This is a genomic window from Massilia soli (assembly GCF_016809835.1).
In the GTDB taxonomy this organism is placed as follows: Bacteria; Pseudomonadota; Gammaproteobacteria; order Burkholderiales; family Burkholderiaceae_D; genus Telluria_A; species Telluria_A soli.
The window spans coordinates 38,440-53,866 of the sequence record NZ_JAFBIL020000007.1 but is presented as its reverse complement, the minus strand read 5'-3'; the positions used below and the strand labels follow the sequence as shown (position 1 = coordinate 53,866).

Here is a 15,427-nt window from a genome sequence, read left to right as displayed (position 1 = left end):
GCCCTGGCATGCAGGGCCCAGCGCTTACTTCTTCTGGCGGGTGACCCAGACGCTGGCGAAGCAGCTCGACGCGATCAGGAATGCCACCACCATCAGCGATGCCTGCACCGGCAGGTGGTACCACGGCATGATCAGCATCTTGGCGCCAATGAAGGCCAATACCATCGCCAGGCCATACTTGAGCAGGTGGAAACGGTCAGCCACGTCCACCAGCAGGAAGTACAGCGCCCGCAAGCCGAGAATCGCGAACAGGTTCGAGGTGAACACGATGAACGGATCGGTCGTGATGGCGAAGATCGCCGGGATCGAGTCGACCGCAAAGACCAGGTCGGTCGCTTCGATCAGCAGCAGCACCAGGAACAGCGGCGTCACGTAACGCACGCCATTCTTGACGACGACAAAGCGCTCGCCGTGGTCGCCGTCGGCCACCTTCAGGTAGCGCCGGGCCAGCTTGAGCACCGGGTTGTTTTCAACGTCCGGCTTGGCGTCGACCGCGACCAGCATGCGCAGGCCGGTGATCAGCAGGAATGCGCCGAACACGTACAGCACCCAGCTAAATTCGCTCACCACCCAGGCGCCGGCCATGATCATGATGGCGCGCATGACGATCGCGCCCAGCACGCCGTACAGCAGCACGCGGCGCTGGTACTGCTGCGGGACCTGGAAAGCGGTAAAGATCAGCAGGAAGACGAACACGTTGTCAACCGACAGCGCCTTTTCGATCAGGTAGCCGGAGAAGAACTCGAGTGCCTTCTGGTCGGCGATCTCGCGTCCCACGGTGCCGTTCAGGTACCACCACAGCCCGAAGTTGAAGAGCAGCGCCAGGCTGACCCAGACTCCCGACCAGATCGCCGCTTCCTTGACCTTGACCTTGTGCGCCTTGTTGCCGCCGAAGACGAACAGGTCGAGCGCCAGCATGACCAGCACGAAGACCACAAAACCGGCCCACATCGGGCCGGTGGCGATGGTCTCGAGACCATTGACTGCTGTTGTGCCATCCATGGCATCCCCCTTATTGATTTGACAGGACGATGTTAAGCGCTTTGGATACATCGAGCAAATCGAATATACTTGTTCTATTCATCGAAAAATACGATGTATTGCAGAAGGGGGACCGATGGCAGCCATCAATTTCAAACACCTGCGCTATTTCTGGATCGTGGCCAGGACCGGCAGCATCGCGCGCGCCGCCCAGCAGCTGCACGTCACGCCGCAGACGATTTCCGGCCAGCTCAGCGAATTTGCCGAGTCGCTCGGCGTCGAACTGTTCCGCCGCAGCGGGCGCAACCTTGAACTGAGCGATACCGGGCGCCGCATCCTGGCCTATGCGGACGACATTTTCAGCACCGAGGACGCCTTGCTGGAGGCGGTGCGCGACCAGTCGCGCGCCACCACCACGTTCCGGGTGGGCTTTGCCGACTCGGTCTCGAAACTGATCGCCTGCCGGCTGGTCGAGCCCGCGCTCAGCCTGCCCGACGCGGTCTACCTGGTCTGCCGCGAAGGCCGGCTGGCCGGGCTGCTTGCCGACCTGGCGGTGCACCGGCTCGACATGGTCCTGGCCGACCGGCCGATCCCGGCCCACCTGAGCGTGCGCGGCTATAACCACCTGCTGGGCGAGAGCGGCATGACCGTGTTCGCGACCGCCGCGCTGGCGGCCACGCTGGCCGGACCGTTTCCGGCCTGCCTGGACGGCGCCCCCGTGTTGCTGCCCGGCGAAGATTTCGCCATCCACCACCGGCTGCTGCAATGGTTCGGGGCGAACAACCTGCACCCGCGCATCGTCGGCGAATTCGACGACAGCGCCATGATGAAAACCTTCGGCCAGTCGGGGGCAGGGTTGTTCTTCGCCCCCAAGGTCATCGCGGCGCAGGTATGCAGGCAATACGGCGTGGTCGAGGTGGGGCGGATCGATGGCATCGTCGAGCAAGTCTATGCGATCACCACCGAGCGCCGCCTGAGCCATCCGGCCACCGTCGCCATCAGCCAGGCCGCCCGGCATCAGCTGTTCGCTTGAGAAGTTGCCGATTCGCTAACAAGCCTCCGCAACTGGCGCCGATATAACCGGCCTTTGCACCCCTGTTCCTGCGATTGTCCTGAAGCAATATCACGAATAATGTGACCTTCAGGCGAAATGCCAACAGGAGTGTCAGATGTCAGACGAAAGCGACGCAGAAAAGACCGAACCCGCGTCAGCCAGAAAACTGGAGAAAGCGCGTGAGGAAGGCGATGTGCCGCGCTCGCGCGAAGTCGCGACGTTTACCGTCCTGATGGCGGCCGGCGCCGGCCTGTGGCTGACCGGCGGCGGGCTGGTGCGCCAGCTGAATGCCACCATGGTGTCGGGCCTGGCGCTTACCCGTGAACAAATCTACAACCCAACCCTGCTGATCGAACGCGTCGCCTCCGATATCGCCCAGGTCATGCTGGCCTGCCTGCCGCTGGCGATCGCCATCATGGTCGTCGCGCTGTGCTCGCCTCTGCTGATCGGCGGCTGGCTGTTCTCCAGCAAGGCGTTCATGCCGAACTTCGGCAAGCTCAACCCGATCAAGGGTATCGGCAACATGTTTTCCAAGAATGCCCTCGTCGAGCTGTTCAAGGCGATCGCCAAGACCGTTGTGGTCGGTGCGGTCGCTTACCTCGTCGTGGTCAGCCAGAAAGACGCCGTGATCGGCCTGGCCGTCGAGGAAATTCGCTCGGCCAGCGCGCACCTGGTTGACCTGATGGGATCGGCGTTCCTGTTCATCGTCGGCGGCCTCGGCCTGGTGGCAGCGATCGACGGTCCTTACCAGATGTGGCACTACGGCGACAAGCTGAAGATGACGCGCCAGGAAGTGATCCAGGAATCGAAGGAATCGGACGGCAACCCTCAGATCAAGGGCAAGATCCGCCAGCTGCAGCGCGAGATGGCCCAGCGCCGCATGATGGACGCGATCCCGACCGCCGACGTGGTCGTCACCAACCCGACCCACTATGCTGTGGCACTGAAATACGCCGATGGCGAGCGCGGCGCGCCGCGCGTGGTGGCCAAGGGCGCCGACGTGATCGCGGCGCGCATCCGCGAACTGGCCAAGGAAAACAATGTGCCGATGCTGGAAGCGCCGGCACTGGCCCGTGCGCTGCACAAGCATACCGAAATCGGCGACGAGATCCCGGAAGCGCTGTACTCGGCAGTGGCCGAAGTGCTGGCCTACGTGTTCCAGCTGCGTGCCTTCAAGAAGGGCGACGGCAAGCATCCCGACCGTCCGGGCAAGCTGCCTGTACCGCCAGAGCTCGATCCGCACGACCCGGCATCGCAAAAGAAACCAGAGACGAATAACGGAGCACCTCGATGAACAGCATGAAACTTCCAGCCTGGATGCCCAACATGAAGGGCGGCGCGACCTCGATGGCCGCGCCGATCCTGATCATCATGCTGCTGGGGATGATGATTCTGCCGCTGCCGGCATTCGTGCTCGACCTGTTCTTCAGCTTTAACATCGCCCTGTCGGTGATCGTGCTGCTGACCGCGCTGTACACCGTCAAGCCGCTCGACTTCATGGCGTTTCCGGCGATCTTGCTGGTTTCGACCATGCTGCGCCTGTCGCTCAACGTGGCCTCGACCCGCGTGGTGCTGACCGAAGGCCACACCGGCGCCGGCGCTGCCGGTAAAGTCATCGAGGCCTTCGGCCACTTCCTGATCGGCGGTAACTTCGCGGTCGGTATCATCGTCTTCATCATCCTGACCATCATTAACTTTACCGTCGTCACCAAGGGCGCCGGCCGTATCGCTGAAGTGGGCGCCCGTTTTGCCCTGGACGCGATGCCAGGCAAGCAGATGGCGATCGACGCCGACCTCAACGCCGGCCTGATCCCGGAAGACGAGGCGCGCCGCCGCCGTACCGAAGTGGCCCAGGAAGCCGAGTTCTACGGCGCCATGGACGGTGCCTCGAAGTACGTGCGCGGCGATGCCGTCGCCGGCATCATGGTGACCGTCATCAATATGATCGGCGGTTTGCTGGTCGGTATGCTGCAGCACGACATGGCCTTCGGCGACGCCGCCCAGACCTACACCCTGCTGGCCATCGGTGACGGCCTGGTGGCGCAGATTCCATCGCTGATCATTTCGACCGCGGCCGGTATCGTCGTCTCGCGCGTGGCCAGCGACCAGGACGTCGGCACCCAGCTCGTCAGGCAGCTGTTCGCCAAGCCGGAAGTGCTGTACATCACCGCCGTCATCGTCGGCGGCATGGGCCTGATCCCGGGCATGCCTAACCTGGTGTTCCTGCTGCTCGCTGCCATGCTGGGCGGCGCAGGCTACGCCGTTTCGATGCGCGACAAGGCGCCCAAGGTGGACGAGGCCGCCGCTGCCGCCGCGGCGGCAACGACCACCTCCACCGCCGCGCCGGAGCAGGAAGAAGCGACCTGGCAAGACATCATGCCGGTCGACACACTCGGGCTGGAAGTCGGCTACCGCCTGATCCCGCTAGTGGACAAGACCCAGAACGGCGAGCTGCTCAAGCGCATCAAGGGCATCCGCAAGAAATTCGCCCAGGAAGTCGGCTTCCTGGCGCCGCCGGTGCACATCCGCGACAACCTCGAACTGAAGCCGTCGGCTTACCGCATCACGCTCAAGGGCGTGGAAGTGGGCAGCGGCGAAGCGCTCAACGGCCAGTTCCTCGCGATCAATCCTGGCATGGCCACCGGCAACCTGCCGGGCCTGGTCACCACCGACCCGGCGTTCGGCCTGCCGGCCACCTGGATCGACGCCGGCCTGCGCGACGAAGCGCAGAGCATGGGGTATACCGTGGTCGACGCCGGCACCGTGGTTGCCACCCACATGAACCACCTGATCACCACCCACGCGTCCGAACTGCTGGGCCGCGGCGAAGTACAGGCATTGCTCGATCACATGGGCAAGGAATCGCCGAAGCTGATCGAAGACCTGGTGCCGAAGCTGGTGTCGCTGTCGACGCTGCAGAAAGTGTTGCAGAACCTGCTGGTCGAGGGCGTGCACATCCGCGACATGCGCTCGATCGTCGAAACGCTGGCCGAATATGCCGTGCAGACGCAAGACCCGAACGAGCTGACCGCGCTGGTCCGTATCGCGCTGGGCCGCGCCATTGTCCAGCAACTGTTCCCGGGCACCAATGAGCTGTCGGTGATGACCTTGGACAACCGCCTGGAACGCCTGCTGATGCAGGCGATGGGGGCGGGCGGCGACGGCAGCGGCATCGAGCCCGGCCTGGCCGACACCATCGCCCAGCAGGCTGGCGCTGCCGCCCAGCAGCAGGAAGCGCTGGGGCTGACGCCGGTGCTGCTGGTGCCAGGTCCGCTGCGTCCATTGCTGTCGCGCTTCCTGCGCCGCGCCTTGCCGCAGTTGAAGGTGCTGTCGCATAACGAAGTGCCTGAGACCAAGACCATCAAGGTCACCAGCCTGGTGGGCGTTCCTGGTTAATCAACATCGGCGGATGCGCGCTGCGCGCTTATCCGCCGATTTCCCGCCCCCGCATCGCCTAAGTCCTTGATATTCGAGGCCCGCGCCTCCGCGGCACTGAAATAACCCCCATTTCCCCGCCTTTTCCCCCGATGGTTTCTTCAAGGCATCGTCAATAATGATTCCTATGTGATCGACAATGTGCGCCATGTGGCGGCACGTTAAGCAGGTATCCGGGAGTTGAGCAAAATGAACGTCAAGAAATTTACCGCCACTACGTCGCGTGAAGCCCTGCGCAAGGTACGCGATGCCCTCGGGCCGGACGCCGTCATCCTGTCGAACCGCCCGGTCGATGGCGTGGTCGAGATCCTGGCCCTGGCCAGCGACGACGCCGCCTCGGTCTCGGCGCCGGCGCCGGACACCGAAATGGCCCAGCCGCGCCCGAGCCTGCAGATTCCCGCCGAGCCGTTCGTCAACCGCCGCGCCGCCGCGCCGCAAGATCCGTATGTCTCGCACGCGGCGCCGGCGCCGGCCTTCGACATGGCCCAGATGTCGTCGCTGATGCAGGCGGCCATCGCCCACGCCAAGGACAGCGCCGCCGCCGAAATGAGCGGCATGATGGAAGAAATTCGCGCCATGCGCGGCCAGATGGAAGCCCAGCTGGCAGAAATCGCCTGGGGCGCGACCGCCCAGCGCGAGCCGCAAAAGGCCGGCGTGCTGCGCGAAATGCTGGCGGCCGGCTTCTCGGCCAGCCTGTCGCGCTACCTGATTGAAAAGCTGCCGGCTGGTAAGGACGCGGCAGACAGCCTTCGCTGGATCAAGACGGTGTTGAACCGCAACCTGACCACCCTCGAGAACGAAGACGAGATCCTGGAAAAGGGCGGCGTGTTCGCGCTGGTCGGCCCGACCGGGGTCGGCAAGACCACCACCACCGCCAAGCTGGCGGCCCGCTGCGTGATGCGCCATGGCCCGGAGAAGCTGGCCCTGATCACCACCGACGCCTACCGGATCGGCGCCCACGAGCAGCTGCGCATCTACGGCAAGATCCTCGGCGTGATGGTGCACTCGGTAAAGGACGAAGCCGACCTGCGCATCGCCCTGAAAGAACTGCGCAACAAGCACACCGTGCTGATCGACACCGTCGGCGTCTCGCAGCGCGACCAGAACGTGGCCGAGCAGGTCGCGATGCTGTCGGGCACCGGCGCCGACGTCAAGCGCCTGCTGTGCCTGAACGCCACCTCGACCAACGAAACCCTCAACGAAGTCGTGCGCGCCTACCAGGGCAGCGGCCTGGCCGGCTGCATCATGACCAAGCTGGACGAAGCGGCCTCGATCGGCAACGTGCTCGACGTGATCATCCGCCAGAAGCTGAACCTGTTTTATATCTCGAACGGCCAGCGCGTGCCGGAAGACCTGCACCTGGCCGACCGTGGCATGCTGGTCGACCGCGCCTTCCGCCTCAAGCGCGACGCCGCCGCCACCCAATTCTCCGATGCCGAGCTGCCGCTGTTGATGGCCGCCACCAGCACCGCGCGCAATGACCGTTCGCTGCGCGAGGTGCATCTTGGCTAACTTCGACTTCGACCAGGCCGAAGGCCTGCGGCGCATGCTGGCCGGTCCCAAGCCGCGCATCGTCACTTTCCTGTCCGCCACCGAGCAAGACGACAAGGGCGCCATGCTGGTCAACCTGGGCGCCTCGCTGGCCCACGCCGGCAGCGACGTGCTGCTGGTCGACGCCTGCGAGCGCGGCTACGGCGTGACGCGCCGCCTCGGCATCGACAGCGAGCACAGCCTGCTGTCGGTGGCGCGCCAGGAATGCGCGCTGAACCAGGTGATTCACCAGGCCCCGCAGGGTTTCGGCGTGGTCACCATGCTGCACGGCGTGCGCTACGACGCCAATGACGCGCGCCGCGTGGCCAAGACCTTCGACGTGCTGGTCAAGCAGTCCGGCATCGTCATGGTCGATGGCGAGCTGGCCAGCGACGACAGTTTCCCGTTGCCGGTGATGGCCGAATCCGAGATCGTGGTGCAAGTGTCCACCAGCGCCGAATCGATCACCAATGCCTACTCCCTGATCAAGCGCTTGTCCCAGCAATATGGCCGCCGCCCGTTCGGAATCCTGGTAACTAATGCTTCTGAGACAGAGGCGAAGGTGGTATACGATAATATGGCAACCGCGGCAAGCCGTTACCTGGCAGTGCAGCTGACGTCGATGGGCTCGGTGCCCGCCGACGAACACCTGCACCGCGCAGCGCGGCTGGGCCGTTCGGTGGTGGATGCGTTCCCGTTGGCCGGGGCATCGGTGGCGTTCCGCCGCCTGGCGGGCCGCTTCGCGCTGCCTGGCATGCCACAACTTGGCCGGACCGGCGGCAATATCCAACTGGGCGCTTAACAAACAATTGAACATGTACACGGTCAAAGGCAAAGCGGACAAGAACCATTTACTGACGGAGCACATGCCGTTGGTAAAGCGTCTTGCCCACCACATGAAGGCCAAGCTGCCGCCAAGTGTGGAAGTCGATGACCTGGTTCAGGCCGGCATGATCGGCCTGCTGGACGCGATCAGCCGCTACGAAGAAACCCACGGCGCGCAATTCGAAACCTACGCGGTGCTGCGCATCCGCGGGGCGATGCTCGACGAGCTGCGCAACAGCGACTGGCTGCCGCGCTCGATGCGCCAGAACATGCGCAAGATCGAAACCGCGATGGCCACCCTGCAGCAGAAGCTGGGCCAGCCGCCGACCGAGTCGGAAGTGGCCAAGTACATGAAGATGTCGCTGGCCGAGTACCAGGACATGCTGTCCGACGGCGGCGGCCACCAGCTGGTCTACTATGAAGATTTCCATTCCGAGGAAGGCAGCGACAGCTTCCTCGACCGCTATGCGGTTGACGACGCCGATCCGCTCGCCACGCTGATGGAAGGCGACTTCCGCCAGGCCGTGATCGATGCGATCGACGGCTTGCCGCCGCGCGAAAAGATCCTGATGAGCCTGTACTACGAAGAAGAATTGAACCTGAAGGAAATCGGCGCCGTCATGGGCGTATCTGAATCGCGCGTTTCGCAGCTGCACACCCAGGCGGTGTCGCGGCTGCGCGCGCAACTACGGGAGCAGGCGTGGACTGGGCCAGCATAGCGGGTGTCGTCATCGCGCTGGCCGGGCTGCTGCTCGGCCACAGCATGGATGGCGGAAAGTTTGCATCGCTGGTACAGCCGGCGGCGTTTTCCATCGTGGTGGTCGGCACCTTTGGCGCCGTGCTGCTGCAAAACGAAGCGGCCACCTTCATGCGCGGCCTGCGCATGCTGCGCTGGGTATTCAAGCCGCCGCCGAGCCGGCGCATCAAGCTGGCGCGCGAAATCACCGCCTGGAGTTCGCAGGCGCGCCGCGACGGCCTGCTGTCGCTCGAACAATATATGCAGGGTACCAGCGACAAGTTCATCCAGAAGGGCTTGCGCCTGGTAATCGACGGCATCCACCCGACCAAGCTGCGCGGCATCCTTGAAATTGAACTGACGGCCTACGAATTCAGCCAGCGCCAGGCGGCCAAGATCTGGGAATCGGCGGCCGGCTACGCGCCGACCATCGGCATCCTCGGCGCCGTGCTCGGCCTGATCCACGTGATGGAAAACCTCAGCGATCCGTCGCGGCTGGGCAGCGGCATCGCGGTGGCGTTCGTCTCCACGATCTACGGTGTCGGTTTGGCCAACCTGTTCTTCTATCCGATCGGTAACAAGCTCAAGGGCATCGTCGCCGAGACCGTCACGCAATACGAAATCCTGACCGAAGTGTTCTACGACATTGCCAGCGGAGACCATTCGCGCGTGGTGGAAGAGCGCGTCGCCAGCCTGCTGTCGCGTCCCTGATTGCTGCCCATGGCGCGCAAGAAATACCAGGAGGACAACGAGAACCACGAGCGCTGGCTGATCTCGTACGCCGATTTCATCACCTTGCTGTTCGCGTTCTTCGTGGTGATGTACGCGATCTCGGTGGTCAACCAGGGCAAGTACAAGGTGTTTTCGGAATCGGTTGGCGAAGCCTTCGGGCGCAAGGAAAAAGCCCCCCCCGGCAGCGCCGCCATCGAGCCGCTGATCCCGATGGACAACATCGCCGCGCGCCGCAAGCTGGAAGCGATCCGGCGCGAACAGTCGCGCCTGGGCTTGCTGGCAAAAAAGCTCGATACCACCTTGTCGCCGCTGGTCAAGGCCGGCAAGGTCAGCGTCACCCAGACCGGACGCGGCGTGACGGTCGACATCAATGCCAACGCGCTGTTCGCGCCGGCCGACGCCGCCATCACCCCCGAGGCGCGCCAGCCGCTGTACGCGATTGCCCAGCTGCTGGCCGACGATAACCACGCGGTGCAGGTGGAAGGCCACACCGACTCGATACCGATCAGCAATTCGGTGTTCCCGTCGAACTGGGAGCTGTCCGCCGCCCGCGCCAGCAGCGTGGTACGCTTGTTCATCGACAGCGGCATGCCGCCGGCGCGCCTGACCGCTGTCGGGCACGCGGCCAATGTGCCGATCGCGCTGAACGACACGCCGGAAGGGCGCAACCGCAACCGCCGGGTTGCCGTCACCATCATGTCGTCCTTCGCGGAGCCGCGCTAAGGAGACAATCAGTGAAACAGGCAATGTTCGCCGCGCTGGCGCTGGTGATCGCGTCGGCCCTGGCTGGAGGCAAAATGACAGGCGTGAACGAGCAGGTAGCTGTCGACACGGCCGGTGGCAAGGTCGTCGTGCGGCTGGCCGTCGCGAACCACGGCACCCACCCGGTCCATGTGCCGAAGGCGATCTACCAGGACGACGAACTGATCGCACCGGTGTTCGACATCCGCGACGCCAGGACCGGCAAGAACATCACGTACATCGGCCGCAAGGTCAAGCGCGGTCCGATTACCAAAGACGATTACCTCCAGGTTAAACCGGGCGCCACCGCAAGCAACAGCATCGACATCACTTCGAGCTACGATTTCCTGGCGGGCGAACATGCCTACACGCTGGCCTTCCCGGGCAGCGTCATCAACGATCTCGCACAGATCGACGCGCCGCGGGGGCTGCCGGTGATGCCGGTCAGCTTCGTTTTCCGCAAATAGGCGCGCCAGAATGGACAAGGCCGGCATTGCTGCCGGCCCTGGTTCAGGCTTTTCCGTTTGCCCTTACTTGACTACAACGCTGGCGTATTTTCGCCAAAGTATTCGTGACTGTCTGCGTTGTCGATGGCCTTGGCAGGATCGCTGATCGCCAGGCTGGCCGCGCCCGACTGGCCATACACCCAGTCATCCGTGCCGGCGACCGCGTTGAAGTGGCTCATCTCGTGGATCAGGGTGCCGCCCTTGGAATCGGTGCCGGTCATCGGCGCGGTCCAGAACGCCTTGCAGACGTAGATCTTGTAAGGCTGGGTTGGATACACGTAGGCGTAGTAGTTCTGCTTGCACTTGCAATCGACCACTACCGGCTTGTTGTCGAAGCCATCCTTGATGGCGTTGAAATTCGACTGCACGGTGGCATAGCGGGCCGCCGTGTAGGCGCCGAACCACTTGGTGTAGCGGGCGCCGGCCGTGCCGTTGGCCAGGTAGGTGACGCTGCCATTGGCCATCGTCTTGGCCGCCGTGATCGCCGAGGTGATGGTGGACTGCTGCGATGCGGTGCAGTTGCTGAAGCCCAGCGACGCGGTGCCCGGCTGCGACGGCGCCTTTTGCAGCTCGAACGGGCTGCCGACCACGGTGCCGCGTGCCAGCCGGCCATTGATCCACAGGCCGACCGGCGCCGATTCGATCTCGTCCACACCGCGCGCCGTGGTTTTGGCGACGCCGCCCTGGAGGTTCGAGAATATGTTCATCGCCGCCGAGTGATAGCGGATCGTGTAGTCGCCCGTGACGCTCATGTCGTACAGGCCGGTCAGCTCCACCTTGGCGGTGTGCGAAGCGCCCGGCTTGAGCAGGTAGTAATCCTTGGCGGTCGGGGCAGGGCGCTTGTAGTGCGCCCCCAGGTAAGGCACCGGCGCGCCGTCGCGCGTGACGTCGAACAATGCCTCCTCGACGCCGTCGAACGGCGTGTGCCACTTGAGGATATATTGCGGGGTGGCCGAGGTGTTGGTGATGGTGACGCGGACGAACACGTCGTCATCCTTGTTGAGCGAGCTTTTTTCCGGCGCAATGCTGACAGTCACGCCGTTCGACGCGGCCTGTGCTGAGAAGCACGCCGCAACGGCAACGATGGACACCCCTGCCTTGACCAAATGGTTCCAGTTCATGTAGTTTCTCCGAGTAAGGTTTCTTATTTTGATCGCCGAGGTCGTCGATGCCGGAAGGCGCGAGTGCTGCGCTGAAATTGGCGAACTCAACGGAACCATCCTCACACTTTGCGGTTTCCATGTAAACATTGAATAGTTGGAAATTGTGTCATTTCGGCGAATACTCCACGTATTTGCATCGGCATGTTTCTTAAGTGAAATTTTATTTTTCTTCTTTGAAATCAAGCTTGTACGTGCGGAAATGAACTGATGAGTGTGACAACAGAATGTTAAATTCTGAACATATCCGGAGGGGGCGTCTTGCAGGGGGGGGGCGTCGTGGCGAACTGAACAGCCATGGTCACAGTTTCGGACCGCTAAGTAAACCGGGATGTAGGCCAATCCTGCGTGCTGTTGAGATATGTCAAACAGCAGGGGCAATGCAAAACGGCCGCAGCTTGCGGCCGTTCACTATCCCGGGGCGTGGCGTTTAACCGACCACGAAGCGCCGCGACGGGCCGCCGGGCGCGGTCTGGCCAGTCGGCCCGTAGACTGCGGCATCGCCGGCGTTGGCCGGCTGGCGCATGGCGTTGAGCAAACCCTGATTGTGCGTCATCTGTTTGTTGATGAGCATGCCATTGACGCGGTTGACTTCCTTGGCTTCGCGGGTACGCGCCAGCAGCTCGTTCCAGGCCGCAAGGGCGCCGCCATTGGCCGGCTGCGCGACCCACTCCTGCATTCCGGTTTCTTCGGCCGGGAATCCGGCCAGGGCGAGCGCTTCGTGGCGCCGGTTGGCCAGCACCGCCAGTTCGTTCATCAGCTCCGCCTTGCGCGGGGTGATGGCGTTCAGGCTCTCGATATCCGCGCCGATCAGGCATTGCTGTTCCTGTTGCATCAGGTCGAGCAGGGAAGAAACCAGCTGTTGTTCGTCGTGCAGGGTATCGAGTGGGCTTGCCATGGGGTCTTTAGCGTTTGCGAGAATGCAGCAGGTCGCGCACTGTTTCCAGCAAGCCGTCCGCTACTTTTTCAGAATTTACCTGGAACTGGCCATCCGCGATGGCGAGCTTGATGCGTTCGACTTTCTTGGTGTCGAACACAGCACCGCTGCCGGCCACGCTGGCCAGGGCTTGTCCCTGCGACGACAGGCGCACATTGTCGGTCGCCGCCGGCGTCGACATTGGCGCTGCCTTGTCAGTCCCTTTGGCGCCCGAAGAAGGCGCATTGGACACTGGCAGGGAGGTGTTGTTTTTAAGTGTATCGTTGATTTTCACAGCATCGTCCTTCTCTGGCGGAGCAGAAACTCCTTCGGGTATGCGTATGTTACGGCGCTTTACCGGTAAACTTTAGCCAAACCTGAGAAATCGGAACATTCAGAATGCCACCTCGACCTGGCCGCCCGCGCGCGCCAGGCCGCTGATGATCGCGCCTGCCGGCGTGCGTGCCTGCACCACCTGGCCGTCGGCCGCGGTACCGATCGCCCGCGCTTCCGCCGAGACGCTGAAACCATTGCCGTACGACACTACTTTGACCAGCTGGCCCTGCTGCACGACTGGTTTGCTGCGGAGCATGTCAAGCCGCAGCGGCGCCCCGGAAGCCAGCGATACCGCGCTGGTGCGTCCGACCGCCTGGGCGATATCGGTTACCACGCCGTTCGGCAGGGCGGCAAGGTCGCCGCTGACGACGGCCAGTTGCGACTTGTCGATTTCCTTGCCTTGCGCCAGTGGCACGGCGGCGGCGACATACTCGCCCACCACGCTCACCTGGGCTTGAATATACACCGTCCACGCCGCTGGCGCCGCACAGCGCACGCCCACCGTGGTCTTGCCCCAGGCGCGCGCGCCGGGCTGCTGGAAGGCTTCGGGAGCGGGGCAGGCCGCCAGGCTCATGCGCTGGTCGATCTTGCCTACATTAATGCCGACTTTGCCCGGCAGGCCGGCGCTCTGGGTCGTCAGGTACTGCGCGACCACCTGGCGCAGCGCGCCGAGGTCCTGGCGCGCCGCCGCCGGCTGCTGCGCCAGCGCCAGCGGGGAGGTCAGGAGTAATACGGTAACTAGCGTCGATTTCATTGGCTCGGCCTTGTGGAATGAGAACATCTTAGGGCGCGCGGCGGCTGCCTGAATCCTTGAATAGCCCCCTTTTGCATGCCCTTATCCATCGATTGACTGGTGTTGCCCGGACGTACTATCGATCCTGTCATAACAAGACCGTTGCGCCAAACCGGCCGGCAACGGACAGATGGAGGCTGGCATGATTGGCAAACTCGACGATTACCTGCGGTTCAACGAAACGGCGCTGAGCCTGCGCTCGCAGCGCCAGCAGCTGCTGGCATCGAACATCGCGAACGCGGACACGCCGCACTACAAGGCCCGCGATATCGATTTCAGCGCTGCGCTGCAGGGTGCGCTGGCGCGCAATACGCCGCCGGCTGGCGTGCTCAAGGCCACCGCGCCCAACCACATGGGCGGCGCCGCCGGCAACCCGGACATCCTGCCCAACGGCACGCCGGTGCAGTACCGCGGCACCGTCCAGGGCGCGGTCGACGGCAATACGGTCGACATGGACGTCGAGCGCAACCAGTTCACCGACAACGCGATCCGCTACGAAGCGGGCATCACGCTGATCAACTCGCAAATCCGCGGCATGCTGGCAGCCATCCAGGGGCAATAATCATGTCGCTATTTAATATCTTTAACGTTTCCGGCTCAGCCATGAGCGCCCAGGCCCAGCGCCTCAACACCGTGGCCAGCAACCTCGCCAACGCCGACAGCGCCACCAGCGCAAGCGGCGAAGCCTACCGTGCCAAACAGGTCGTGTTCGAAGCGGTGCCAACCGCCGGCGGCGGCACCGGCGTCAAGGTGCAGCAAGTGATCGAGGATGCATCGCCCCTGAAACAGGTGTACGACCCGAAACATCCGGCCGCCGACGACAAGGGCTATGTGTCGATGCCGAATGTGAACGTGGTCGACGAAATGGTCAACATGCTGTCGGCGTCGCGTTCTTACCAGACCAATGTGGAAACCATGAACGCCGCCAAATCCCTGCTGCTCAAAACGCTGACGCTCGGTCAGTAACCAATAAGAAGCCACCATGACAACGATCTCGAACGACCTGCTCAACGCGGTCAACCCAAGCAAGAAACCGGCCGCCACCGGCAGCGTCGAGGAAGCCACCGACAAGTTCATGACCTTGCTGGTCACCCAGCTGAAGAACCAGGATCCGCTGAACCCGCTCGACAACGCCCAGATCACCAGCCAGCTGGCCCAGCTGTCGACGGTCACCGGCGTCAACAAGCTGAACACGACGCTGGAATCGCTGAAGGCGAGCTACCAGGCGTCCGAGGCGCTGCAGGCGGCCAACATGATCGGCCACGGCGTGCTGGTCAACGGCGACCGGGTCCAGCTGGCGGACGGCAAGTCCATCCTCGGCGTCGAACTCGACAGCGCGGCAGACAAGGTCGAGATCATCATCACCGACCCGACCACCGGCAAGGATATCCAGACGATTGACCTGGGCAAGAATGAAGCCGGCGTCTTCCCGATCGTCTGGGACGGAGTGCTCGACCCGAAGAACGTCGATGCCGAGGGCAAGCCGATCACCATGAAGAACGGCGAATACCTGATCCGTGTCGTCGCCACCCGCGGCGGCGAGCAAATCGACGACGCGCGCACCCTGTCCTTCGACAGCGTCGCCAGCGTCACCACCAGTGCCAAGGACGGGGTCAAGCTGAACCTGCCGTCCCGAGGTGTCGTCACGATGGCCGACATCAAGCAAATCCTTTAAGCCGCCA

Annotated in this window: 17 protein-coding genes; 12 read left to right on the top strand and 5 right to left on the bottom strand. The window is 63.4% G+C overall.

Annotated features, from left to right (window positions below; translation table 11 throughout):
- Window positions 1-24 precede the first annotated feature (24 nt).
- A complete protein-coding gene (locus I4X03_RS17500; RefSeq protein ID WP_223469537.1) occupies window positions 25-1,002 on the bottom strand; it encodes a TerC family protein in 978 nt (325 codons plus the stop codon).
- A gap of 115 nt (window positions 1,003-1,117) precedes the next feature.
- On the opposite strand from I4X03_RS17500, the gene nhaR reads away from it, so the two are divergent.
- The 9 genes from nhaR (at window position 1,118) to I4X03_RS17455 (ending at window position 10,501) form a co-directional block, all read left to right on the top strand.
- Window positions 1,118-2,014 (top strand): transcriptional activator NhaR, encoded by an 897-nt coding sequence (gene nhaR / locus I4X03_RS17495; protein WP_223469536.1) that lies wholly within the window; start codon window positions 1,118-1,120, stop codon window positions 2,012-2,014.
- A 136-nt stretch (window positions 2,015-2,150) separates the two neighbouring features.
- Window positions 2,151-3,329: a flagellar biosynthesis protein FlhB gene (flhB, locus tag I4X03_RS17490; RefSeq protein ID WP_223469535.1), complete on the top strand. Its 1,179-nt coding sequence runs from the start codon at window positions 2,151-2,153 to the stop codon at window positions 3,327-3,329.
- Window positions 3,326-5,431, top strand: coding sequence for a flagellar biosynthesis protein FlhA (gene flhA, locus I4X03_RS17485; protein ID WP_223469534.1), 2,106 nt, complete (start codon window positions 3,326-3,328; stop codon window positions 5,429-5,431). The genes flhB and flhA overlap by 4 nt, the downstream gene beginning before the upstream one ends.
- 228 nt (window positions 5,432-5,659) lie before the next feature.
- On the top strand, window positions 5,660-6,982 hold the full coding sequence (flhF, locus tag I4X03_RS17480) for a flagellar biosynthesis GTPase FlhF (RefSeq protein ID WP_223469533.1): 1,323 nt from the start codon (window positions 5,660-5,662) through the stop codon (window positions 6,980-6,982).
- Window positions 6,975-7,802 carry a MinD/ParA family ATP-binding protein gene (locus I4X03_RS17475; protein WP_223469532.1) on the top strand — a complete coding sequence of 276 codons (828 nt, stop codon included), beginning with the start codon at window positions 6,975-6,977 and terminating at the stop codon, window positions 7,800-7,802. The genes flhF and I4X03_RS17475 overlap by 8 nt, the downstream gene beginning before the upstream one ends.
- A 13-nt stretch (window positions 7,803-7,815) precedes the next feature.
- Window positions 7,816-8,544 (top strand): RNA polymerase sigma factor FliA, encoded by a 729-nt coding sequence (locus tag I4X03_RS17470; RefSeq protein WP_223469531.1) that lies wholly within the window; start codon window positions 7,816-7,818, stop codon window positions 8,542-8,544.
- Complete coding sequence (locus I4X03_RS17465; protein ID WP_223469530.1) at window positions 8,526-9,272, top strand: flagellar motor protein; 747 nt, start codon at window positions 8,526-8,528, stop codon at window positions 9,270-9,272. Before I4X03_RS17470 ends, I4X03_RS17465 begins: the two co-directional genes overlap by 19 nt.
- Window positions 9,273-9,281: 9 nt before the next feature.
- On the top strand, window positions 9,282-10,016 hold the full coding sequence (gene motD, locus I4X03_RS17460) for a flagellar motor protein MotD (RefSeq protein ID WP_223469529.1): 735 nt from the start codon (window positions 9,282-9,284) through the stop codon (window positions 10,014-10,016).
- A gap of 11 nt (window positions 10,017-10,027) precedes the next feature.
- Window positions 10,028-10,501, top strand: a complete 474-nt coding sequence (locus tag I4X03_RS17455) for a hypothetical protein (RefSeq protein WP_223469528.1) — start codon at window positions 10,028-10,030, stop codon at window positions 10,499-10,501.
- 71 nt (window positions 10,502-10,572) lie between these two features.
- Here I4X03_RS17455 and I4X03_RS17450 read toward each other — a convergent pair whose 3' ends face one another.
- From I4X03_RS17450 to flgA, 4 genes are all read right to left on the bottom strand, one after another.
- Window positions 10,573-11,661, bottom strand: coding sequence for a M35 family metalloendopeptidase (locus I4X03_RS17450; protein WP_223469527.1), 1,089 nt, complete (start codon window positions 11,659-11,661; stop codon window positions 10,573-10,575).
- Window positions 11,662-12,130: 469 nt separating this feature from the next.
- Window positions 12,131-12,598 (bottom strand): flagella synthesis protein FlgN, encoded by a 468-nt coding sequence (locus I4X03_RS17445; RefSeq protein WP_223469526.1) that lies wholly within the window; start codon window positions 12,596-12,598, stop codon window positions 12,131-12,133.
- Window positions 12,599-12,605: 7 nt separating this feature from the next.
- Entirely contained in the window at window positions 12,606-12,911 is a 306-nt protein-coding gene (flgM, locus tag I4X03_RS17440) for a flagellar biosynthesis anti-sigma factor FlgM (protein WP_223469525.1), read from the bottom strand.
- A gap of 99 nt (window positions 12,912-13,010) precedes the next feature.
- Window positions 13,011-13,706: a flagellar basal body P-ring formation chaperone FlgA gene (gene flgA / locus I4X03_RS17435; protein WP_223469524.1), complete on the bottom strand. Its 696-nt coding sequence runs from the start codon at window positions 13,704-13,706 to the stop codon at window positions 13,011-13,013.
- A gap of 181 nt (window positions 13,707-13,887) precedes the next feature.
- On the opposite strand from flgA, the gene flgB reads away from it, so the two are divergent.
- The 3 genes from flgB to I4X03_RS17420 are packed head-to-tail and all read left to right on the top strand — an operon-like array spanning window position 13,888 to window position 15,420.
- Window positions 13,888-14,307 (top strand): flagellar basal body rod protein FlgB, encoded by a 420-nt coding sequence (gene flgB, locus I4X03_RS17430; protein ID WP_223469523.1) that lies wholly within the window; start codon window positions 13,888-13,890, stop codon window positions 14,305-14,307.
- A 2-nt stretch (window positions 14,308-14,309) separates the two neighbouring features.
- Window positions 14,310-14,711, top strand: a complete 402-nt coding sequence (gene flgC, locus I4X03_RS17425) for a flagellar basal body rod protein FlgC (RefSeq protein WP_223469522.1) — start codon at window positions 14,310-14,312, stop codon at window positions 14,709-14,711.
- Between the two features lie 16 nt (window positions 14,712-14,727).
- Complete coding sequence (locus I4X03_RS17420) at window positions 14,728-15,420, top strand: flagellar hook assembly protein FlgD (protein ID WP_223469521.1); 693 nt, start codon at window positions 14,728-14,730, stop codon at window positions 15,418-15,420.
- The last annotated feature ends 7 nt before the right edge of the window (window positions 15,421-15,427 follow it).